16 protein-coding genes are annotated in these 23,546 nt (G+C 48.9%); 11 read left to right on the forward strand and 5 right to left on the reverse strand.

Going from position 1 to position 23,546, the window contains the following annotated elements; translation table 11 throughout:
• Positions 1-61 precede the first annotated feature (61 nt).
• The 3 genes from MTO69_RS15930 (at position 62) to MTO69_RS15940 (ending at position 3,274) form a co-directional block, all read left to right on the forward strand.
• A complete protein-coding gene (locus MTO69_RS15930; RefSeq protein ID WP_248335472.1) occupies positions 62-1,051 on the forward strand; it encodes an ABC transporter substrate-binding protein in 990 nt (329 codons plus the stop codon).
• An 86-nt stretch (positions 1,052-1,137) separates the two neighbouring features.
• Positions 1,138-2,037, forward strand: coding sequence for an ABC transporter permease (locus MTO69_RS15935; RefSeq protein ID WP_248335474.1), 900 nt, complete (start codon positions 1,138-1,140; stop codon positions 2,035-2,037).
• Positions 2,030-3,274 carry a quaternary amine ABC transporter ATP-binding protein gene (locus tag MTO69_RS15940; RefSeq protein WP_248335476.1) on the forward strand — a complete coding sequence of 415 codons (1,245 nt, stop codon included), beginning with the start codon at positions 2,030-2,032 and terminating at the stop codon, positions 3,272-3,274. Before MTO69_RS15935 ends, MTO69_RS15940 begins: the two co-directional genes overlap by 8 nt.
• Before the next feature lie 55 nt (positions 3,275-3,329).
• On the opposite strand, the gene MTO69_RS15945 is transcribed toward MTO69_RS15940, so the two are convergent.
• On the reverse strand, positions 3,330-6,095 hold the full coding sequence (locus tag MTO69_RS15945) for a glycoside hydrolase family 3 protein (RefSeq protein WP_248335657.1): 2,766 nt from the start codon (positions 6,093-6,095) through the stop codon (positions 3,330-3,332).
• A 151-nt stretch (positions 6,096-6,246) separates the two neighbouring features.
• On the opposite strand from MTO69_RS15945, the gene MTO69_RS15950 reads away from it, so the two are divergent.
• Complete coding sequence (locus MTO69_RS15950) at positions 6,247-7,119, forward strand: helix-turn-helix domain-containing protein (protein ID WP_248335478.1); 873 nt, start codon at positions 6,247-6,249, stop codon at positions 7,117-7,119.
• 142 nt (positions 7,120-7,261) lie between these two features.
• Here MTO69_RS15950 and MTO69_RS15955 read toward each other — a convergent pair whose 3' ends face one another.
• On the reverse strand, positions 7,262-8,491 hold the full coding sequence (locus tag MTO69_RS15955) for a carbohydrate porin (RefSeq protein WP_248335480.1): 1,230 nt from the start codon (positions 8,489-8,491) through the stop codon (positions 7,262-7,264).
• A 314-nt stretch (positions 8,492-8,805) separates the two neighbouring features.
• Entirely contained in the window at positions 8,806-10,770 is a 1,965-nt protein-coding gene (locus tag MTO69_RS15960) for a glycoside hydrolase family 16 protein (RefSeq protein ID WP_248335482.1), read from the reverse strand.
• A 355-nt stretch (positions 10,771-11,125) separates the two neighbouring features.
• Here MTO69_RS15960 and MTO69_RS15965 point away from each other — a divergent pair, with 355 nt between their 5' ends.
• Positions 11,126-12,121, forward strand: coding sequence for a LacI family DNA-binding transcriptional regulator (locus MTO69_RS15965; RefSeq protein ID WP_248335659.1), 996 nt, complete (start codon positions 11,126-11,128; stop codon positions 12,119-12,121).
• Positions 12,122-12,186: 65 nt separating this feature from the next.
• On the opposite strand, the gene MTO69_RS15970 is transcribed toward MTO69_RS15965, so the two are convergent.
• Entirely contained in the window at positions 12,187-12,948 is a 762-nt protein-coding gene (locus tag MTO69_RS15970; RefSeq protein WP_248335484.1) for a substrate-binding periplasmic protein, read from the reverse strand.
• Between the two features lie 431 nt (positions 12,949-13,379).
• Between MTO69_RS15970 and MTO69_RS15975 the strand changes: the two genes are divergently transcribed.
• From MTO69_RS15975 to MTO69_RS16000, 6 genes are all read left to right on the forward strand, one after another.
• Positions 13,380-15,023 carry an ABC transporter substrate-binding protein gene (locus tag MTO69_RS15975; RefSeq protein ID WP_248335486.1) on the forward strand — a complete coding sequence of 548 codons (1,644 nt, stop codon included), beginning with the start codon at positions 13,380-13,382 and terminating at the stop codon, positions 15,021-15,023.
• Between the two features lie 70 nt (positions 15,024-15,093).
• Positions 15,094-16,068: an ABC transporter permease gene (locus tag MTO69_RS15980; protein WP_248335488.1), complete on the forward strand. Its 975-nt coding sequence runs from the start codon at positions 15,094-15,096 to the stop codon at positions 16,066-16,068.
• 8 nt (positions 16,069-16,076) lie between these two features.
• Positions 16,077-17,060 carry an ABC transporter permease gene (locus MTO69_RS15985; protein WP_248335490.1) on the forward strand — a complete coding sequence of 328 codons (984 nt, stop codon included), beginning with the start codon at positions 16,077-16,079 and terminating at the stop codon, positions 17,058-17,060.
• Positions 17,060-18,022, forward strand: coding sequence for an ABC transporter ATP-binding protein (locus MTO69_RS15990; protein WP_248335492.1), 963 nt, complete (start codon positions 17,060-17,062; stop codon positions 18,020-18,022). Before MTO69_RS15985 ends, MTO69_RS15990 begins: the two co-directional genes overlap by 1 nt.
• 1 nt (position 18,023) lies before the next feature.
• Positions 18,024-18,998, forward strand: coding sequence for an ABC transporter ATP-binding protein (locus MTO69_RS15995; protein WP_248335494.1), 975 nt, complete (start codon positions 18,024-18,026; stop codon positions 18,996-18,998).
• 111 nt (positions 18,999-19,109) lie between these two features.
• Positions 19,110-22,547 carry a hypothetical protein gene (locus MTO69_RS16000; protein ID WP_248335496.1) on the forward strand — a complete coding sequence of 1,146 codons (3,438 nt, stop codon included), beginning with the start codon at positions 19,110-19,112 and terminating at the stop codon, positions 22,545-22,547.
• Positions 22,548-22,624: 77 nt separating this feature from the next.
• Here MTO69_RS16000 and MTO69_RS16005 read toward each other — a convergent pair whose 3' ends face one another.
• Positions 22,625-23,503 carry a LysR family transcriptional regulator gene (locus tag MTO69_RS16005; protein WP_248335498.1) on the reverse strand — a complete coding sequence of 293 codons (879 nt, stop codon included), beginning with the start codon at positions 23,501-23,503 and terminating at the stop codon, positions 22,625-22,627.
• Between the last annotated feature and the right edge of the window lie 43 nt (positions 23,504-23,546).

Below are 23,546 nucleotides of genomic sequence, written 5' to 3' on the forward strand. Positions count from 1 at the left end.
ATTTGAACTCTAAATATTGGTTCGCTATTTTTATAAAGTATTCATTAAAAAGGAAATTACAATGAAACTAAAAACAGCTGCATTACTCGTCCTTTCTTCAGCCGCTCTCCAAGCTCAAGCTGAAGAGTGCGGCAAAGTGACTATCGCTGACATGAACTGGAACTCAGCCAGCGTTATCGCTAATGTTGATCGCTTTATCTTGGAACATGGCTACGGCTGTGATGCGGAGCTTATCCCTGGTGATACTATGCCTACCGGCACCTCGATGATCGAGAAAGGCCAACCAGACGTTGCACCTGAGCTCTGGAGTAATGCGCTCAAAGATGCGCTCGATAAAGGGGTAGAAGAGAAGCGTCTACGCTATGCAGGAAAATCATTGGTTGATGGTGGTGAAGAGGGTTTTTGGGTGCCTGCCTATTTGGTTGAGCAGTACCCAGAAATTGCCACTATTGAAGGGGTCAAAAAACACGCTAAGCTGTTTGAACATCCTGAAGACCCAGACCAGTCGGCTTTCTATAGCTGTCCAGCCGGCTGGAACTGTCAAATCAGTGCCGGTAACTTATTTCGCGCGCTTGGACTCGAAGAGTCGGGCTTTACCATTGTCGATCCGGGATCAAGTGCGGGTCTATCCGGTGCGATCGCCAAATCATACGAACGTAAAGAAGCGTGGTTTGGTTACTACTGGGCACCAACGGCTGTGCTAGGTAAGTACGAAATGGTCAAAGTGGACTTTGGCAGCGGCGTTAACCTAGATGAGTTTGTCGGCTGTACCACCCAAGCAGAATGTGCCGAACCAAAACCTACCATGTACCCGCCTTCACCTGTGCACACCATCACCACCGAAGAGTTTGCTAGCCGTGCACCACAAGCCTATCAGTACTTCACCAAACGCGGCTTCACTAATGCTGGCATGAACCAGTTGCTCGCGTGGATGGAAGACAATCAAGCTGATGGCGAAGAAGCGATGTTCTACTTCCTAGAACAATACCCGCAGATCTGGCAGCAATGGGTGCCACAAGACGTGGCAGAGAAAATTCAACAAGCACTCTAACCCCTACCACTTTCAACAACTTTTAGCTGTATCTTGGCGGTACTCCCCCATCTAAACGATGGGGGAGAATAAAAGGAATTTTAAAGATGTCTAATGATAGTTGGTTCAACAGCTTTCCAGAGATGGAACGCTCGGATCTTAGAGAGATCCGCAAAACACTTGATGGCGCCTACCGGGAGTTTTCTCGCGAGTATGGTGAAATGATCGAGTCCTTCTTTGACCCCTTACTCTCTTTTCTGATTTGGTTTGAAAAACTGCTCATTTCCACACCTTGGATGATCATCCTCGCAGTGTGTACGGGTTTAGTCTATGCCGCGAGTCGCTCATGGAAATTAGCCTTAGGCTGTTTTATTTCACTGATTTTGATCGGCTACTTTGGGATGTGGGAAGACACGATGCGCACCTTAAGCATCATTACCGTCTGTACCTTGCTGTCGATAATACTCGGCATTCCAATTGGTATTGCGATGGCACGCTCTAATCGCGTCCAGTCGATGGTAACGCCAATGCTTGACGTCATGCAAACCATGCCAGCCTTTGTCTACTTGATCCCCGTGGTGATGCTACTTGGGATTGGTAAAATTCCGGGCCTGATTGCGGTGGTCATTTACGCTATACCGCCCGTGATTCGCCTGACCAACCTCGGTATTCGTTTGGTCGATAAAGAAGTCCTTGAGGCGTCCACGGCATTCGGTGCCAGCGCCAAACAGAGGCTGTTCGGCGTGCAACTGCCGCTGGCGATGCCAACCATCATGGCAGGTATTAACCAGACCATCATGATGGCACTCTCTATGGTGGTCATCGCATCAATGATTGGTGTCAAAGGGTTAGGCCAACCGGTATTAAAATCAATCACTAACCAGTACTTTACCCTTGGTCTTCTCAACGGCTTTGCCATCGTCGCGCTGGCAATTCTGTTTGACCGCGCCTCACAAGCTTATGCCAAACGCACTCAAGCTCACCTAGGAGACCTAAAACATGACTAAACCACTTATTGAAATCAGTGGCTTATACAAGGTCTTTGGTCCTAAGCCACAAGCGGTGATGCCGCGCGTTCGCGATGGTGAAAGTAAAGATCAAGTGCTGGCTGAAACCGGGCATACCGTCGGTTTAAAAGAGATCAACCTGAGCATCAAACAGGGCGAGATTTTCGTCATTATGGGGCTATCTGGCTCAGGGAAATCGACCCTAATTCGCCACTTCAACCGCCTTATTGACCCTACCGAAGGCCAAATCTTGGTCGAAGGCAGCGATATTATGCAGCTTAACCAAAAACAGCTCGAAGAGTTTCGTCGTCACAAGATGTCGATGGTCTTCCAGCGCTTTGGGTTGTTGCCACATCGCACAGTGGTCGATAACGTCGCCTACGGCTTGGAAATTCAAGGTATTGAAAAAGCCAAACGACTCGATAAAGCGAACCAGTGGCTCGATACCGTTGGGCTGAAAGGCTATGAAAACCAATACCCCTCTCAACTTTCTGGTGGTCAGCAGCAGCGAGTCGGCCTAGCGCGAGCGCTGTGTACTGACGCAGAGATCTTACTGATGGATGAAGCGTTTTCGGCGCTCGACCCTTTGATCCGCAGTGAAATGCAAGATCAGTTGATCGAGCTGCAAGAGAAGCTGCATAAAACCATCGTATTCATCACTCACGATCTCGACGAAGCGCTGCGACTGGGTGACCGGATTGCAATCCTCAAAGACGGTGAATTGGTTCAGCAAGGCACACCCGATGAAATCTTGCTCAACCCTGCTGACGACTACGTCGAAGCCTTTGTCAAAGACGTCAATCGCGCTCGAGCATTAACCGTCGAAACGGTGATGAATCCACCTGCCTCGCGCATCACCGCCACCACCTTGCAAGAAGCCTTAGCGCAAATGAAAGGGATCAAGCAAGATTATGCGTACCACGTGACCGAAGATGGCTATCAAGGGGTGCTGACCAAAGAAGGATTGCTTGATGCAACCAAAGAGGTCAGCAGTAGCGATACCATCGATCAGCAACACTATGAGCAAGTGCCTTCAGTATCACCTGATGCGGTCATCGAAGAAGTGCTGGTTGAAACCATGTCGTGCGACTACTCTCTGCCAGTGGTCGACGAACAAGGTAACCTGCAAGGTGAGCTAGAACGTAGCGCGGTCGCGGAGATTTTTGCCGACTCTAGTGAAGAGAAAAGCGAATCAGACTCTGATCAGGCGAAGCCTAGCGTCGATAAAGCGGGTTAATACTGAGCTCCAAAAGCAACGGGCCCTTATTTTGTAAGGGCCCGTTATCTATATTTTAGTCTTGAATCCACTCTAACTGTTTGAGTAGCAATCCCGGTTTAACAAAGTCGAGATCGAGGTGATAAATGCCCGGCTCGAGTCGTACTTTCAAACCCTCCACTCTCACCATATTGCCTTCGGTACCGTTGGTAGGCAGAGTTTGGCTAAACTCACCGTTAAGCCACAAACTGCACGCCGATTGCGCTAGCGAGTCGCGATCATAGCTCAGGTCTGCAAAGCATTGATACACACCGGCCTGCTCTACGCTAAACGTCAGTCGAGTATTGGTTTTACTTTCTATTTGCAATGGCTGTGACAGCGCCAACGCATCGGTTGCGCTATCGGCAATAGCTGCAAAGGATTTGATCGGCTCATAAGGTACCAGTGGTCGTGCCATAGCTGGCGTGTCTAATATGAACCGGCAAATATTGATCGCACAGCGCTGCAATTCGCCAAGCTGCAAAGTGCCGTTTTCTAACGCCTCTAGCGTATCGTCACCCATTGCATTGGCTTTGGCACCATCATTTTCCACCACCATATACAGATCGTTTTGCGATCGAATCATAAATGAGGTAAAGGTTTTCGCCTCTTTTCCTGCTTCAATCGGGTCGTTCATTTTGGCCCACCAGTCCGTCATCACAATCCCCTGATAACCCCACTCCTGGCGCAAAATCGTGGTGTTGAGGTCAAAGTTGGACGCGGCCCAATGTCCATTCACAGGATTGTAAGCGGTCATAATGGTGGTGGCGCCCCCCTCTTTGACGGCCATTTCAAACGCCTTGATGTGAACTTCGCGCAGGGCGCGTTGCGACATAACACTGTCAACATCGACGCGGGCAGTCTCTTGGTCATTGGCCGCATAGTGCTTGATGGTTCCACTCACTCCGGCCTCTTTCAACCCTAAGGTTTGCGCTGCCGCCATGGTGCCTGTCATCAATGGATCTTCGGAGAAGTACTCAAAGTTGCGGCCATTTAACGGGTGACGATGAATATTGATCCCCGGCCCGAGTAGGGTATCAATCTGATTCGCCTTGAGCTCTTGACCAACCAAGTTAAATAGCTTGCGGTTTAAGGCGCGATTCCATGTACAACCGAGCAGTGTACCAATCGGCACTTGGGTTGCTTTGTGTCCACTGTCCATACGAATCCCAGAGGGACCATCAGCAGCAGCGACCACTGGAATCCCAAACGAAAACAGCTCATCACTGACACCACCAAACGCGGCCGCTGTGCCGGGAGTGACTTTCGGGCTACACATCCCCTCGCCGCGAACTAGGGTTGCCAACTGAGACGGGTTGAGCTGCGCGACAAACTGCTCCAAGGAGGCTTTTTGCTGTTTGACGTGTTGCAGTTTGATACCTTGATCGCCCGTCAATGCCAAGGTTTCGGGCATTGCCGCTTGAATTCTCTGTGCCATATCGACACTGCGCAGCGGAACCGGCTCGTAGCGAATTGTGTACTGATTTTGCGCAGCCACAGGCTTAATTCGCTCAAATGCGCGCACTGGCGCCCCCGCTTCGGTGAGTTGCTCAATCACTAAGGTTTGCGCCACATTCCATTTGGCATCAATCGGCTGCGCCTCACGGACACTGGCACCCAAATAGAATTGATAGTCACCCTGCTCAATCACATAGCAATTTTTGCAACCGGTGACACCGCTGTCGTCAAATGAGGCGAGACGGTCAGCGCCCACCTCAATCGTCACCAGTTGCGATTCGCCAGGATGTAGACGCTGCGTCTTATCAAAACCGACCAATACTCGGGCAGGCTTACCGAGTTCACCTTGTGGAGCCGCAAGGTAGAGCTGCACCACTTCTTTGCCAGCATAGGTATCACCAATGTTGGTCACTTTCACCTTGAACATCAGCACCGTATCACGACCCTGCCCAGAGACAGTAAAGTCGATAAACTCTCGCGAAAAATCGGTGTAGCTTAAGCCATAACCAAAGGGAAACTGCACTGCCTGTTTGGCGAAAGTTTCAAAATATCGGTAACCGACGTAAATATCTTCTGCGTACAGGTTGACATCTTTGCGACCGAAGTTTGCTGATGATGGGTAATCTTCGAGGCGATAAGCAATGGTATCGGTGAGACGACCGCTTGGTGCATGCGTTCCCGCCAGAATATCCGCCAGAGCATGTCCGCCTTCCATTCCTGCCGCCCAGCTGTATAGCACTGCTTTGATACTCTCTTTGTGCGCTAAAGTGTTGAGCCAAGACATATCCATGATATTGGTGACATTCATGACCACAATCACAGACGCAAAGTGCTTGCTCACTTGGTTTAGCATGTCAAGCTCAGTCTCTGTGAGTCGGTAGCTACCCGGGGCATCGGCGTTATCTTGATCTTCACCCGCTGTGCGGCCGATAAACACAATCGCTTTGTCTGACTTTAATGCCGCTTGCTGCGCGAGTTCCTGAGTGACCGGCATCTCTTGTTGAAACCAAGGCTCTGCTGCCCAGCCGCCGCCGCCATCATCAAACGGATGGCGTTCAATCCAATGTTGATAAACATCGACCAACTCTTGGTTTAGGCTAATAGCGCTGTGCTCAGAGAGTCCCTGCAACGCGCTAACAGAGTAAGGCACGTTCACGGCCCCACCCGATCCGGTCCCACTGCGGTAAGTATCGATTTGACAGCGGCCAAACAGCGACACGGTTTCATGAGCACGTAGGGGTAAAGTGGCGTCTTCGTTTTTCAGTAGCACTATTCCCTCAGTTGCCGCTTGACGGCTGACCGGGGCCAGATTTTGCTGTGCTTGGGTAATCAGATCATTGTTCATCATTTTACTCTACTCGTCATATCACGGGTAACGTATTGCGCCTACCAGCGCGATGTGGCCATAAACCAATACGTTTTTACATATAATCATAGTATGCTGGCGATAAGCGCAATTCTACGAATAAAGCGACACAAAGAAGGAAAATAACGACATGACGCCGCGCTATCGACTGCGATCACATCAAAGATACCAACACCTAAATTTTGCGTTTGTCGACGGGGACCATCGAACCGACTTTGCGATGCATAAGCATGACTTTTCCGAGCTGTTTTTAGTGCTTGAAGGCGAAGGCAAGCACTTGGTTTCTGAGTACCAATACCCTCTCTGCGCGGGAGATATTTTTGTCATCAATGGCGACACCGAGCACGGTTTTAAAGATGTCCGTAACCTCAAGCTTATCAACTTAATGTTTGATGATTCCGCCCCTTTCTTTGAACTACCATCGATGCGCGCCCTTTCGGGTTATCAAGCCCTGTTCAAGATTGAACCCATTGCTCGGCAAACCAGTGAGTACAGTGCCAAGTTGACGCTAGACCGCCAGCAACTGCAAGTCACAGCGCACTTACTCGAACAAATTAGACAGGAATACCAACAAGCCGAGCCCGGCTTTGAGATTGTTATTAGCAGTTTGATGCAACAATTGGTGGTTAACCTGTCGCGTATCTACCAAAGCCATCAACTCAACGCTCCTCAAACCACCTTTGCGCTGAGTCGCGCTTTGGTGTTTTTAGAACAGCACTTTACCTCTAGTGATATCGACATCGATCAAATCGCCAACGCCGCGTTCGTTAGCCCGCGCCAACTGCAGCGTCTTTTCCGCCAATATTTTGAGTGCTCACCTATCCAATATCTTCGTTCGCTACAACTCAACTATGCCTCCAAACTGATCACCGATGAAAAAGTCACCTCGGTGCAAGAGATTGCAGAGCGCAGTGGATTTAGTGATAGCAACTATTTTTCTAAGTGTTACAAACAGCATTTTGCCCAAACACCGCGCGACGAGATAAAAAAAGCCGCTCAGTGAGCGGCTAAAGCGATATCTAGGAGCAAGTCCTGTATCAGAGATGAAGCAATCACGTAGCTGACGTGACTAAAAATGGATAATAATGAAAAAGTCGGTGTGCCGCTTGGCTCGGCACACCTAAGATGTTAATCGTCTGCCTCGATTACCACCAAGCTTCAAACATGGCGCCAAACGCCAATGTATCGACTTTTTCTGCTTTGGCTAAGCTGCCACCATCAAACTTAACCTTGTTGTCCGCTTCGCCCACTGTCGTGTAGAAACGTAGCATTGGGCGGCCCCATGGCACTGAATCTAGAGAAATGTTTTGTGAGAGGGTCACTTTCCACGCTGCATTCTTCTCATTAAGCTTGTCGTAGTCGACCATTGAGTAGCCCGCTTCTAACCAAGTAGAGTGAATGTCATTCCAAGCGTACATTGGACGTACAATAGCACTGTAGTTAGTACGGTCATCTTCCATATCGTTCAAACCGTCAGAATTGTGGTAAGCAAATTGGTAGTCAACAATTGTTCGTTCACCGAGACTAATGCCTGATTGATAGCTTGCGTAGATTGTTTTCAAACCATTAGTGCGATTGAACGCACTGTTGTCACTGTTGTCACTGTAACGTAGATTGAGCTTATGTCCTGAGAAGTTAAACAGCGTCGCAACCTGGAACGCGTTATCCGCTTTATTACCTTTGTCAGAAAAACCGTAGTTCATCAGTAGGTCCATACTTGATGACTCACCTAAGGAGAAAGCAAACTTCGACGTTACTGCGTAGTCACCGTTATCGCCGGTAGCTTCACCAGTTTTACCTACTACCGCTAGATCAAACTTAGCTCCGCCTAGGTCCATGTTTTTAAAACCACCACCTTGACCATCGTGGGTCATTAGGAAGTAGTCGTTAAGACCTTCTTGCGGGCGCTGATGGAAGTCACGACCTGCCCATACGTAAAGGTCTGGCTGTGATTTAAATACATTCGATGCCCCTGCATAAAACTTCTTCAAGCTCACATCACCATACTCATCTGGCGCTTTCCACCAGTTTTCCATCATGACGTTGAGATCCCATTGAGTGCCATTTGCACCTTCAAAACGTTTAGTAAACTGGAATTCACCTCCGTTAACTTCATTGCCTAAGCGACCGGCAGCATTGCCCGCTAATTGACCCGCAGCACTGACGTATGGATTTTCATCGTTTTCAAAGTGAGCACCGTAACGCGCATAACCAGTAAACTCGATACCAGAATCTGTCGCTGCAGACGCTTGACTTGATTCCAGTACAGCAATACGTTTTTCTAGTGCTTCAATTTCTGAATTTGCAACCGAAGGAAAAGAGGCAATTGTAGCCGCAACCACTGCAGCAAGAGGTAATACCTTAAGGTGTTTCATAATCACTCCATGTTCTTGTTTTGTTCCACGCCCAAAGAAAGCGCTTTCTTATGTTTTTAAAAAATTCGCCAGCACGATGAAATTAAGCTGTCACTCAACGAGATCCCCCACTGCCTAAGTCCATTTTGTTGCTATAACGTGTTGGCGTAACTGCAGTCTAGGGGTTACACACCCCTACAAAAAGTGATCCAAACCTCAAAGAAAGCGCTTTCGTAATGAGTTTGATCACATCAACGCGAGTCAATCGCATCGCTTCGGTAACAAAAAAAAGCCCACAGTTAAGACTGTGAGCCTGATCAAAATCACTTCAGTGATTATTTAGCAAAACGAATATTCGCTAGTTCAATAGAAAGATGTTCACCACCTAAGCCTTCAAGCACAAACGGATTGATCACATTGCTCAGCTCAAATCGGCTACCGGGTGAATAACGGTTGTCAGCAGCCACAAAATCACTCACCGCAATCGAATAGGTGTGCCATTGACCATCGGCGAGCAAGCCCTTTGCTGTTTGCGTAAGCGCGATATCACTGACATTGGGCCAGCCACTGTCTAGCTTGATCAGCACATCGCTGTTGGTTCCAAGGTCCTTGATCTTAAGATCAAACTTCAGTTGCCAATTGGCGTAATCACTCATGTCTATCGGTTGGGCGGCACCAAAGTAGAGATTACCTGCCCCATCAAACTCGGCCACTACCACACCATTAATCATTCGACGACTGTCCTCAGCATCAGGGTTATAGCCATCAAGCATCAATCCCAGCCCTATCTCCTCACCGAGCACAGTAAACGGCTTAGTGAATAGAATGTTGTTGACCTTAAAACTCAAGTTGCTGTTGTTGAACGGCTCAAAGACGATAGGATTAACCACGGAACCAATATTGAAGCCATTGACCCCTTGTTGGATGAACTCATCAACGGCAAAACGATAGTGCTGCCACTCATTAGCCATAGGTAGCTTATCAAAAGGAATAGTGAGAGCAGCCAATGCAGGGTAACCGCTGTCCATTTTCACCGCTATTTCACTGGCGCTCCCCGCTTGATAGCTCAAGTCAAAGCTCAGTTCACCCCCTGAAAAATCGCGCATATCCAAAGGCTCACCGAGCGTTTCAATATAGGCATTGCCATTATCGACAATCGTGATAGCAATGGCATCTTGGTCGATCGCTCTTGAATCATTTGCACCATCGTCCCAACCATTGAGGTTAAAACCATGCAACAGCTCTCCATTGTTAAATAACGCCAAGCGCTGCTGAGAGAGATCGATGTCCGACGGGAAATCAGGTTCGCTGACACCTTCATTGTGCACCGCATTTTGCGATACATTTGAAGCGCAGCCTTTGCCTGTTTCTGGATCGAGTGGGCAGCGGTACACACGCACATAGTCAATCAGCATTTCCGCTTGCTCGATACTCGGGTCAATACCCCCTTCGTTGACTGCGGTTGGCCAGCTGCCGCCCATCGCCAAGTTTAAGATCAGATGAAACCTTTGGTTGTATGGCGCATCACCCTCTCCACTCACCCAGTTACCTTGTGAATCTTGATAGTGACTCCACCATCCAGATTCAGTTTGTGTTGCGTAGTGCACATCATCGACGTACCAACGAATTTCCCCTTGTTCCCATTCAATGGCATAGGTATGAAAATCGTCGGCTGGGTTAATATCTGGGTGAGCGAATCGATACGCTTCACCTGAATGGACATTATTTGGCCAAGCCTTGCCATAGTGCAGGGTGCCGTGCACGCGATTTTCAACCTTAGTAACGCCATCATCTTGATAGGTCGTGCCTAGGTTTACCGCTTCCATGATGTCAATTTCACCCGACGCCGCCCAGCCGCCGTAAACCCAATCAGTAGGTAACATCCAGATTGCAGGCCAGGTGCCTTGGCCTTTAGGCAGTTTCGCGCGCACCTCAAATCGACCATATTTCCAATCGCCTTGGTTCATCGTCCTTAAACGGGCAGATGAGTAAGGCAAGGTCGTGGTCGTTTCACCATACCCGTCACTGCCCTCGACACTATCAGGGCCCGTTGTTGGCTCCTTAAGTAATCGAATCACCAATTTGCCGTTTTTAATAAACGAGTTGGCCTCATTGTCGACATAGCATTGCTGCTCTGCATTACCACCACCCCAACAATTGACTTCGTGGCTCCATTTGCTGGTATCAATTTCGTGGCCTTTAAACTCATCACTCCAAACCAGTTCCCATTTAGATTGATTGCAACCACTGAGCAGTAATGCACTTGCGCCAATCAAAATGATTTTGCTACTGTTTTTCACATCTATTCTCCTTGCGACCATTGAGAAATCGCTTTCTTAAATTTTTGTTTCTATGACAGATTTCGACTAAGTAGACAAACAAGCATGAAAACCAAAAAGACCACCACTTCCACATAACCAACTGAAAAAGCGCAAATAATTATCATGCAGTCATCTCAGATAAAGACTATTGCTATCTGACGTTCATTTATGTGATCATTGCCGACAAGAAAGCGCTTTCTCAAGTGTCAGTTCACAGTTATGCGTTTAAATTGCACCTGATGTAACAAAACTTCAGATAGAATCGACGAACGTGGTCACCGAGAACCTCTCAATGCAAGGACCACGCAATTGTAGAATGGATAAGGTAATCCCAGTGATAACGATTAAAGAAGTGTCAGAGTTGGCAAAAGTTTCTCAGTCAACGGTTTCTCGAGCACTTAACGGCCACCCTACGGTGAAAGAGGCCAATCGTAAAAAAGTCTTCGATGCCATTGAACAACTCGGTTATAAGCCGAATGCGTTTGCTCAGGCCCTCGCCTCCAGTCGTTCGAACAGCATTGGTATGCTGGTTGGCTCCCTCGATGGTCCTTTCTATGGCCCCTTGATGCATTTTGCAGAAGATACGGTGCGTAAGAAGAACAACCATTTAATCGTGACCAGCGGCCAAGAATCTTATGAAAAAGAGCAAGATTCGATTTATTTTCTGCGCTCTAAACAAGTCGATGGGTTAATCATCCACTCAGACAAACTCTCTGACGATGAACTGATCGAAGTGGTGGAACAAAACAGCGCAACCATTATTCTCAACCGCTATATTCCTGAAGTCGCTGATCACTGTATCTACATAGATAATGAGCTCGGTGGTTACCTAGCGACCAAGCATCTGCTCGAGCAAGGCCACAAACGCGTCGCTTGTATAACAGGTCAGTTAAGTAAGGGAGATAGTCGCGATCGCCTACAAGGTTATCGCAACGCATTGACCGAGTATGGCATTGACTACGACGCCAATCTGGTGATTGAAGGTCGCTTTGATCACGACGGTAATCATGATAAAGCGCGCCGCTTGCTCGACCGAGCCCCAGATATTAGTGCGATTTTCTGTCAAAACGACAATATCGCGCTCGCCGTCTATGACATCGCGGTTGAAAGGAATATTGAAATTGGCAAGCAGTTGTCGGTTGTTGGTTTCGATAACGACAGTCATAGCCAACACATTCGTCCAAGACTGACCACAGTCAACTTCCCTGTGCGAGAAATGGGTACAGAAGCTGCGCAAGCCGTGCTATCACTGGTACACAAGCAAACTCCAAACATCAACCACCGGCTCAATCCAGAGCTGATTGTTCGCGAGTCGGTTTGCCGAATCTAAACGACAAAAACAAAGGTGCTCATATCGAGCACCTTGAAATCAGTTCCACTTGATTTTACTTCTGCTTAATCTGGGGACTGATAGTGCTGTGGCAATAACGGATTTTCCAGCGCGATGGTCTCTCGACTCGCTAAGTCGACCTGTTTGAGCACTTGACCAAAGTGCGCATTAAACAGCGCGTCAAACTCACCATTGGCCATGATCTCTCGTAGCCCTTTCGTCAACGCATCTGCCAGCGCCTGTTGCGACGGGCTGACGTAAAATACCACTGGGAAAGGATAGGTGAGCACTTTGGTCGGCTCTATCATCAATGATGCCGTTTGTTGCGGGTACTGAGCTAAGATCTCTGCCGCTTCATTGGCGCCAAGTGTCATATAATCCACCTCCCCGCTAGCGATCCACTCAAGCATCTCAGACAAACTGCCCTTCTCCACGACATGATATTGGTTATGTCGAAATAGTTCAGCATCCACCCATGTCGCCGGCACACCGACACGTTGTTGCTTTAGCGCCTGCTGTGACATATTGGCAAACTCAGCCTGGCGTGCGCGCGGAATGATGGCCACACGGCAACCAAGTAACCCTTTGCACAGCGGGATAGGTACCTCGATAAACGCTTGGTCGGCAAATTTTCGATTACCTGCGACCGTCACCAACACATCCGTCCCGCGCTCAAAGACCAAACCTTCGTCTCGAGCTTTAGGGTAGTCGGTGAGGTCATTATCAATCGGTTGTTCTATGTCCGCATAACGAAGTACCAATGCTAACAACTGATGCTCGTAAGCCTGTCGTGCGGCGGATTTATTGCCATTCCAAAAGTGAATCATAACAGCTCTCTTACTAACTAAAACTGAGTCCAACATTATCCCATTCGGCACCCAAAGAAAGCGCTTTCTTCAATTTCGGTGGTAATTGTGATCTCTAGCAAAATTAGCGAATCAAAACGCGTGACTAGCTTCAAATATCAGCACTATTTTATGATTTTTTCCACTGATAACCTTGTCAGTTGATATCACGCACGAAGATTGATCAAGATCAGAAATTGAGCGTAAACATCTGTTTAGTAATGAAAATTATATCTAACGTCTCGTTTTACGCTGTCCAAAATTTTCGAGTAATTTCTGTGATCTAAGGTTTACTTTGCCGACAAAAGTTTGAAATCCCACTCATAAGCGCATAAAACGACTCCAAGAAAGCGCTTTCTTGAGTGCTTCGGGGGATGAATCCTAAACATAACGAAATATATAAGGACAATGTGATGCATAAGAAAACTCTGCTCGCTACGCTTGCTGCCAGCATGATGCTATCGACCGCTGCACAAGCAGACGGAATTAAGCAAGGTGGTACGCTAACCGTACCGGTCATCAATAATGGTTTTGTCGAAAACTACAACCCGTACACCACTAAGGACATCCTTGGCGGTACCATGTTCGAGCCGTTGATGGTTGAGAACAACATGACAGGCCAAACTGAGTTCCGTTTAGCAGAGTCATACTCGTACTCTGATGACCTTAAAACGCTAACGGTTAAAATTCGTGACGGCCTTAAATGGTCTGACGGTTCACCACTGACCGCTGAAGACGTAGCGTACAGCTACACCATGACCAAAGACACGCCAGCGTTCGACCTAAAAGGTTTCTGGACTGAATCTGGTAACCTGGAGTCAATTACCGTTGTTGATGACACTACGGTCGCATTCAACCTTAAAGAAGCCGATTCCACATTTGTTTGGCACATCAGCGCTTACCACATTGTCCCTAAAGCTCAATGGTCTAAAGCGCAAGACTTAACGACCTTCACTAACCCAAATCCAATTGGCAACGGTCCATTCACTGAAGTGAAATACCAACGTGCGCAGCAAATGGAACTGTGTCGTAACCCAAATTACTACCTAGCGAATGAAAACCGCCCTTACCTAGACTGTGTGACTTTCCGTTCGTTCAACGACAACTCTCAGATCCAACCTGCACTGATCCGTGGTGAAATCGACTGGGGTTCAAACTTTATTGCTGACATTGATACCACCTACGTGGCAGTCGATAAAGCCAACAACCACTACTGGTACCCAGCAAACGACGCGATCAACCTGTACATCAACACCAAAGAAGCGCCGTTTGATGACCTTAACGTACGTAAAGCCCTATCTATGGCTCTGGATCGTGAGTCAATAGTCGAATTTGCCGCCTACGGTTACCCAACAGCAAACTTTAACGTTGGTGGTATCGGTGAGCTTTACAAATCGCACATCGATGAGTCGGTGAATGCTAAGTACAGCGACATCACTAAGTTTGATCCTAAAAAAGCCGCAGCGCTACTCGACCAAGCAGGCATCGTTGACCGCAATGGTGACGGCTGGCGTGACACGAAAGATGGCAAAACCTTCGAATTTGGCATCGAAGTGGTGAACGGCTGGACTGACTGGATCCAAACGGTACAAATGGTCTCTGAGTACTTTGCTGAAGTTGGCGTAAAAGCGAACGTTAAGACAGTTGACTGGTCAGTGTACGACGCCAACCTGAAGAACAGTGACTATACCATGTCAATCAACTGGTCGATGGTTGCAGCTAACCCTATCCTGGCTTACCAAGAGTACTTCCACACTGCACGTGTTGGTCAATCTTGGCACGCAGGCCACGGTGTTAACGACCCTCGCATCGACAAACTCATTGAGTCTTTCGGTAAAACCGCTGAAGCGACAGAGCAGAGCGAAATCATCTCTGAGCTGCAAGCGTTCACTGCGGAAAATCTACCGTTTATCCCGCTGTTCTCTAACCCAACTTGGTACCAATACAGCACCAAGAAGTTTGCCGGCTGGCCATCAGAAGAGAACCCATACGTTCAACCCGTTTTCTACGATGCAGGTAAGCGTGCAATTATCCTAAACAATTTGCACCTTAAATAACCCTCACTCGCCGTGATTACAGCCATAGCCAATTGGCTATGGCTGTATGCCAGATATTTGTAGGTCTCTTATGTCGTTTATTCTTCGCCGTTTTGGTTTTTATTTTACTGCCTTTTTCGTCGCTATCACATTCAACTTTATGTTGCCACGCATCATGCCTGGTGACCCAGTTGCGGCGCTATTTGCGGCCTCAGCAGGTCGTATGGACCCTGCACAAATGGACGCAGTGCGCGAAATGTATGGTTTTGTCGATGGTAACATTTTCGTTCAGTACTTCTCGTACATTAAAAGCGTGTTTACTTTGGATCTCGGTCCATCAATCTTAATGTTCCCGGTGAGCGTGTCTGAAGTAATTTGGATGTCGCTGCCTTGGACACTGTTTCTCGCGCTTGGCTCTTTGATTGTGGCGCTGATTATTGGCGTTAGCATCGGCACTTATGCCTCATACCGTCGTGAAGGTTTTTTTGGTCAGTTCGTGCCACCGATTCTATCCTTCATCAGTAACTTCCCTTACGTGGTCACTGCGCTGCTACTGTTCTACTTCTTTGGCCTTAAGCTTGAGCTACTTCCGCTCGCTTATACCTACGATCAAAGCTTGGAACCTGCCTTCACTTGGGAATTTATCTCTAGCGTACTTAAACATGCGATACTGCCAGTCGGTTCTATGGTGGTTGTCGGCATCGCTACCTGGGTATTCAACATGCGTAACGCGATGATCAACGTTCTCGGTGAAGACTACGTCACTATGGCCGAAGCCAAAGGCCTCAGCAGTTTCCGCGTGATGTACCGCTACGCAGGCCGTAACGCGATTCTTCCAGTGGCAACCGCGATTGCGATGGCGATTGGTTTCTCGTTTGCTGGCTCAATCATGACAGAAATCGTGTTTAACTATCAGGGTTTGGGTAACGTGCTACTCAGTGCCATCAACGCCCGTGATTACCCGTTAATTCAAGCGATTCTGCTTATCTTAGTCACCGCCGTACTCACTGCAAACTTCATTGCAGACCTTCTTTACGTATGGCTTGACCCACGTATCTCTCACTAAGGTGCATCATGGACAAATTACTCAATACTCAGCCTGACTCAAGTGAAGTGGTCGTAAAGCAATCTATGTTTAGCAAAAAGAATCTTAAGCAGAAACTGCACACTTTATACAACTTCTTCTACGGTAACCCACCAGCGATTATCGGCACCTTTCTGCTGACTGTCGTTCTGATGGGGGCACTGTTTGCACCGGTTTTAGCCACGCACGATCCTGAGCGTCGCGTCGCCAGACCACACACAGCACCGAGCGCAGAGCACTACTTAGGCTCCACTCGTAACGGCCGCGATGTGTACAGCCAAGTGCTACACGGCGCGCGTAAATCTCTCGCGGTAGCTATTTCAGCAGGCCTTATCGCGATGACGCTAGCCGTTGTGGTGGGCGTGACTGCGGGTTACTTCGGCGGAAAAATCGACGAGCGTTTGAACTTCCTGACCAACGTATTTTTGGTCTTCCCACAGCTCCCCTTGCTAATAGTGCTGGCCGCCTTCTTTGGCCAAGTCGGGTCGGTGGTGATCGCCTTACTGCTCGGGGTCACATCCTGGCCATGGGGCGCGCGAGTGATTCGCTCGCAAACCATGGCGATTCGCAGCAAAGAATTCATTATCTCAGCAGAGGTTATGGGCGAATCAAAAGCGCGCATCATCTTCGTTGAAATTTTACCCAACCTTATTTCTATTGTGTTTGGTGGTTTCCTTGGTGCGGTGATTTACGCCATGGGTGCCGAAGCAGGTCTAGGTTTCCTAGGTTTGAGCGACGCGACCGAAGTTAGCTGGGGCTCTATGCTCTACTGGGCACAGACGTCTGCTTCACTTTACACCGGCGCTTGGTGGGAAATGCTAGTTCCTGCTTGTGCGCTGGCCATTACCGGCGGTGCATTAGCTCTGATCAACATGTCTATCGACCAAGTCAGTAACCCGAAACTGCGTACCGGTCCACACATGAAACTTTGGCGTAAATTGAAAAAAGAAGCAGATAAGCGCAGAGGTCTATAATGAGCAACTTACTAGAAATCAATAACCTGTGCGTCGATTACGTGTCTCCAAACGGCGTAGCACGCGCAGTTAATAACGTAAACTTAACCATCGCACCGGGTGAAACGCTGGGTATTGCTGGCGAGTCTGGCTGTGGTAAGAGTACCCTTGCCTTTGCCATCTCGCGCCTACACAAAGCGCCTGCGCTTATCTCGGAAGGCTCGATCATCTATGACGGCAAAGATGTGTTAAAGATGAACGACAAACAGTTACGCGATTTCCGCTGGAACGATGTGTCAGTGGTTTTCCAAAGCGCGATGAACTCACTCAACCCAGTTATCACCATTGGTGAACAGCTGACTGACGTGATCCTTGCCCATCGCAAAATTCCATATCAACAAGCCCACGAGCGTGCGGTTGAGCTACTGGGTATCGTGGGGATCCATGGCGATCGCATGAAGAGCTTCCCTCACCAATTGAGCGGTGGTATGCGTCAGCGTGTGGTGATTGCCGTTGCCCTCGCCCTTGAACCAAAACTGATCATCATGGATGAGCCAACGACAGCGCTTGATGTGGTGGTTGAGCGCGAAATCCTCAACGAACTGTACGACCTAAAAGAGAAGTTCGGTTTCTCGATTCTGTTTATCAGTCACGACTTGAGCCTGATGGGTGAAATCGCTGATCGCATAGGTGTTATGTACGCCGGCAACTTGATTGAACTTGGTGAAGCAAAGAAAGTGTTTGGTAACCCTGATCACCCTTACACCAAAGGCTTGATCTCTTCGTTCCCAACCATCTTTGGCCCGAAAGAGCGTTTGTATGGCATTCCTGGTAACCCGGTGAACCTGCTTAACATTCCTCAAGGTTGTAACTTCCAAGAGCGATGCACTGAGTGTCACGAGGCGTGCAAACAGCGCGATCCTCAACTTGTTCATACGCTGCCAAATCACCAAGTCGCTTGTCACCTAGTAGAGGGGATGTAAGATGGAAACCATCGCGAAACACGAAACGATTCTATCGGTTAAGAACCTAGTAAAAGACTTCCGCCTCGGGCAGTCGAAAGACATGATGCGCGCAGTCAACGATGTGTCGTTTGAACTGCGCAAAGGTGAAGCGCTGGCCATTGTTGGGGAATCTGGCTCTGGTAAGAGTACCGGTGCTCGTATCCTAACTCGAATTTTCGACAAGACGGATGGCGATATCGAGTTCAAAGGCCAACCTCTGGCCAAGTACATCGAAGAGAACGGTGAGCTTGAGTACGCACGCCAAGTGCAAATGATCTTTCAAGACCCATTTGGCTCGCTCAATCCGGTCCATACCATCTATCACCACATCGCGCGCCCACTGCTGATCCACAATCGTGCAGAAAAACATGTTGTGCCGAAATTGGTGCTAGAGCTACTCGAGTTGGTCGGCTTAACCCCAGCCAAAGAAACCTCGGAAAAATTCCCACACGAGCTCAGTGGTGGTCAACGTCAGCGTGTGGCGATTGCTCGCGCACTGGCGGTATCGCCAGAGGTTATCTTGGCCGACGAGCCAATTTCAATGCTGGATGTTTCAGTGCGCCTTGGGATTTTGAACTTGATGGCGGATCTGAAAGACAAGCACGGCATTTCATTTATGTACATCACTCACGATATCGCCACTGCGCGTTACTTTGCCGAGAAAACGGCGGTGATGTACGTCGGGCATATGGTTGAGTGGGGCGACAGCGACAGCGTGACGCAAAACCCACACCACCCATACTCACAATTGCTGTTGTCTGCGGTGCCAGAGCCGGGCCAAGCAGGTCGCCGCGAACTGTCGGCGAAAAAGGGTGAGATTCCATTGTGGAAGCCAAGCAGTGTCGGTTGTCCGTTCGCCAGCCGCTGCCTACGCGCCACCGAGACGTGTACTCAGTCGATCCCGGACGCGACTCAAGTGGGAGAAAACCACTACGTACGCTGTCACCACCTATAATTAACTCAATTTATTCGGTTCCTACCCTGCCAAGTCGATGCAGAGAAATAACTTGGCACGGGCAACTGCTGCCAAAATAACAGCTTAGGGGCCACATAAGGACGACCAACCATGAACCTTGACTATTTATCTGAGCTTGCTGTCACTGGACAATTTGTCGACTTGAACGGCGAACGTTTTTACAAGATTGCCAATGTAGACCAAATGGCACCCTTTTTTATCAGCGTGGTATCGGCTAGCGACCACTGGCTGTTTATCTCCTCGACGGGCAGCCTATCAGCAGGTCGAATTCGCCCAGAGAACGCGCTATTTCCATATCGCTCAGTCGATCATATTCATGAAAACGCCGAGAACACTGGCTCAAAAACCATTGTCAAAGTGCAATCTGAGCGCGGCGTGACATTATGGGAACCGTTCAACCGCTTCCATGATGGCCTGTATCATACAGAACGTAACCTTTACAAAAACACCATTGGCGACAAAATCGTATTTGAAGAGATCAACCACACGTTAAAACTCAAGTTCAGCTATAGCTGGAGCTCGAGCGAACGCTTTGGTTTTGTCCGCCACAGCCAGTTTACTGATCTGTCGGGTCAAGCTCGTCAGCTTGAAGTGATCGACGGTGTGCAAAACTTATTGCCATCGGGCGCTCCGCTCGCTGCCCTGCAAACTCGCAGCGCGTTAGTCGATGCCTACAAATGGAACGAGCAAGTTGCCGACTCATCACTGGCGCTATACACCATGTACGCGAAATTGAGCGACCGCGCTGAGCCTGCGGAATCTCTTCTGGCAACGGCGGTATTCTCCCTTGACCAAGGGGAAAGTCAACTGCTGCTGAGTAGCGAGCAGCTCGGTGCCTTCCGCCGTGGGTTAGCGATTGAGCCGGAAGCTTTAACCAAAGGCGTGCGTGGCAGCTACCTATTGCACAAACCGCTCACCATTGCCGCCAATGGCGTTCAGGAGTGGAGCATTGTCGCCGACATCGATAAGGGTCATAAAGAGATTGGCGAACTGACTGACCAACTTGCCAATCCAAACCAGCTGCGCTTAGACGTTGAGCAAAGCATTGCCGATAACCAGCGTGATCTGGTCACACTCATGTCAGGCGCCGATGCTTGGCAGCTCACCGCCGATGAGAACACCAGCGTTCACCACTATGCCAACGTGTTGTTCAATAACATGCGCGGCGGTGTGATTGAGCACAATTACCAACTGGATAAGGCCGACGTGGTTAAAACCATTGGCAAGGCCAATAAAACCGTTGTCGACAAACACGCGGCGTTCTTTGCCGATCTGCCAGAGAGCTTTACTCACGCTGAATTGATTCGCCTCGCGAAGAACACCAGCGATTCTCAGTTAATTCGTCTCAGCTATGAATACCTGCCGCTAACCTTCGGTCGCCGCCATGGTGATCCAAGCCGTCCGTGGAACCACTATGAAATCAAGCTGAAAGATGAAAATGGTGAGCGCTTACTCTCTTATCAAGGTAACTGGCGAGATATCTTCCAGAACTGGGAAGCGATTGCTCTAAGCTACCCTGGCTTTATCCAGTCTTTTATCGCCAAGTTTGTTAACGCCTCAACCATTGACGGCTACAACCCATACCGTATTACCAAAGACGGCATTGACTGGGAACTGCTTGAGCCAGACGATCCATGGAGCAACATCGGCTACTGGGGCGATCACCAAATCATTTATTTGCTCAAGTTCCTTGAGTTGGCCGACAAGTATCAAAGCGACGATCTCAATGAGATGCTCACTAGCGACATCTACAGCTACGCCAACGTGCCGTACAAGTTGTGCGATGTCGAGCAGCTGTTCGCCAATCCAAAAGATACGGTGTCGTTTGATCAAGAGTTGCAACACGAAATTGAACAGCGTGTTGATGAACTCGGCAGCGATGGCCGTTTGTTAGTTGAACGTAATAACCAAGTCTACACAGTCAACCTGACAGAGAAGATCTTAGTGCCGTTGCTGTCTAAGCTAAGTAACTTAGTCATTGATGGCGGGATCTGGCTCAATACCCAACGCCCAGAGTGGAACGACGCCAACAACGCCATTGTCGGCAACGGTCTGTCGATGGTCACTCTTTACTACATGCGCCGCTACGTTGCGTTCATGCAGAAGCTACTCAACAATGCACCAAACTCAATCTCGATCTCGAAAGAGGTGTTTGAGTGGATGCTGGCGATTCATAAAGTACTCAAAGAGGCCAACAAAGAGATCAAGCAGGAAACGGTCACCCGTCAAACCCGCAAGGCGATTTTGACTCAGTTGGAAAAAGCGTTTGAGCTATACCGTAGCCGCGTTTACCGCATGAAAGGTTTCTCGGGTAAAACCAACGCCGAAGTCTCTGCTGTGCTAGATATGCTAGAAACCAGCCTAAACGTTCTGGATTCGAGCATCGCGAATAACTTACGTGAAGATGGTCTGTACAATGCCTACAACATCGTCAGCTACTCAGGTGAAAGCCTCGATATCGATGAGCTATACCCAATGCTGGAAGGCCAAGTGGCGGTGCTCAGCTCAGGTGTGCTAACGCCTAAGCAAGCGGTTAACCTGCTCGACAACCTGTTCGCAAGCGACATGTACCGCGCCGACCAAAATAGCTTTATGCTCTACCCAGATCGCGATCTACAGCGCTTTGTACAGAAAAACCACCTACCAGAGCAGGACGTTGCCAACAGTAAACTGCTGTCTGCGATGGTAGAAGCGGGCGATCAGCGCATCATCAATAAAGATTCGCAAGGTCAGTTCCACTTCCACCCAAGCTTTGAAAACGCGGATTACTTGAGCCGCGCACTTAAGCAGGCGAAGAGCGACTACCCAAGCGCGGATGAGGAAAGCATCGAAGCAGTGCAAGCCCTGTACGAGCAGGTGTTCAATCACAAAGCCTTTACCGGTCGCTCAGGCACTATGTTTGGCTACGAAGGACTTGGCTGTATCTACTGGCATATGGTGTCTAAGTTGCTCCTGGCCGTGCAAGAGAACTACTTGGCCGCGCGTGAGCTTGATGCTGATAGCCAAGAGACCGCTCAGTTGGCCGAGTACTACTACAAAGTACGTGCCGGTATCGGGTTCAACAAGACACCAGATAACTACGGTGCCTTCCCAACCGATCCCTACTCGCACACACCAAAACAAGCGGGTGCTCAGCAACCGGGTATGACTGGCCAAGTGAAAGAAGAAGTGATTACTCGCTTTGTTGAACTCGGTCTTGAAGTCTCTCAAGGCGCGATTGCGATTAACCCAACGCTACTAAACCGCAGTGAGTTCCTCAGTCACTCTGCGCAGTTTGATTGCTTAAACGTCAATGGCGAACACTGCAGCTACAGCATAGATGCAGGTCAGTTAGCCTTCACTTACTGTCAAGTGCCGTTCATTTATCAGAAAGGTGACAGCGCCAGCGTGACTTGTGAAATGAGCGATGGCTCGAGTGAGACCTTTACAGCACTAGCGTTACCAAAAGCCGTGAGTGAGCACATCTTCGCTCGTGATCATCAGATCAAGAAAGTGACAGTGACCATTCCAACCACATTGTTGCGATAGTCCTTAACCGTTATTGGTTACGCGGGCAACCAAGTAAAGATTTCGGGGGAGATCTTGGTTGCTCGCTTTTTTGTCCGCTACATATCCGGTATGGCGATAATCTCGTCCTTAAACACTTTCATTGCTGAGTTAAGTGGTTTATCGGTTGGCCAGAGCAGCTCGGTATGCCATTTCAAGTTGGCCTCATCTTCGCAATAAAACTCTTGGACCTCCCCTCTTTCAAGCGCATCCCGACAAGAAAATCTAGGTAAAATCGCCCATCCCATGCCCGCAGCGACCATCTTTACCACCCCACCAACACTATTGGCATAGATAACGTGGTTACTTTGGCTATGCAACTGACCAATTTTTTCATCACGGACATAACTGAGCGCAATTTGACGCATCTGACGTAACTGCAACTGACTAATTGCCCCATCCGCCATTTTTTGCCTCCCATTCGTGACTCGCACCCCTTCAAAACTAAAGGCGTCATCCATCGATAATCCATGAGCCAAGCTCGCCGCCGATAAACGCAGCCCGATATCGGCACGATTGGCCAGCAACCAAGCGACCACCTGATTCGGGTCACCATACATAATGTTAAGGCTGATCTGTGGTTGATGATTGAGCACCTCAGCACAAGCTTGAACCACCTCAGGAATACACAAGGCTTCATCGATAGCGATGGTCAACTTTTGTGGTTCGCCGCGCAGCAAGCTGTCCGCTTTCGCCTCAAGGTGGTCACGTTCGGCCAAGACCATCTTGGCGTATTGATACAAGTCTTGGCCTTGAGAGGTGATCTGCAATGACTTGGCGGTGCGGTTGAAAAGGTCGACACCTAAATCGATTTCTAAATTAGCCACCGCTACGCTAATAGTTGAGGCATGCTTGCCCAAGCTGGCGGCGGCCGCGCGAAAGCTGCCCTTGTCGGCGGTGGCGACAAAAGATTCTAGTTGCTCTATTGATACTGGCATATTGGCTCCCAATAGGTCGTCATTGACTAAAGCGACCTTTGCG

The organism is Vibrio sinaloensis, assembly GCF_023195835.1.
Lineage (GTDB): Bacteria > Pseudomonadota > Gammaproteobacteria > Enterobacterales > Vibrionaceae > Vibrio > Vibrio sinaloensis_C.